Origin of the sequence: Phytoactinopolyspora endophytica, assembly GCF_004138495.1 — a bacterium.
GTDB lineage: Bacteria > Actinomycetota > Actinomycetes > Jiangellales > Jiangellaceae > Phytoactinopolyspora > Phytoactinopolyspora endophytica.
This window is the reverse complement of record NZ_ML142852.1, coordinates 167456-167803: the sequence shown is the minus strand read 5'-3', so window position 1 is coordinate 167803 and position 348 is coordinate 167456. Positions and strand designations below refer to the sequence as shown.

Sequence of the window (348 nt, the reverse complement as noted above, 5' to 3'; positions counted from 1 at the left end):
GCCCAGTTTTTCGAAACAGATGACCTGGGTGGTCGGCGCCGGTGCCTTCCGGTGTCGGCTCCGATCACCGACCAACACAGGAGAAGATCACGATGCCCACCCCCACCAAGGGTGCTCGCCTGGGCGGTTCGCCGTCGCACCAGCGTGCGATCCTCGCCAACCTGGCTACCGCGCTGTTCGAGCACGGTCGCATCACCACCACTGAGGCCAAGGCACGCCGGCTGCGTCCGGTGGCCGAACGCCTGATCACCAAGGCCAAGCGCGGCGACCTGAGCGCTCGTCGGCAGGTGCTCAGCACGATCCGGGACAAGGACGTCGTGCACGTTCTCTTCACTGAGATCGGACCGC

Annotated in this window: 1 protein-coding gene; it reads left to right on the top strand. The window is 66.1% G+C overall.

The window, feature by feature from the left end:
• Positions 1 to 92 precede the first annotated feature (92 nt).
• On the top strand, positions 93 to 348 hold a 256-nt coding region (gene rplQ / locus ELR45_RS40635; RefSeq protein WP_240759361.1), incomplete at its 3' end, for a 50S ribosomal protein L17.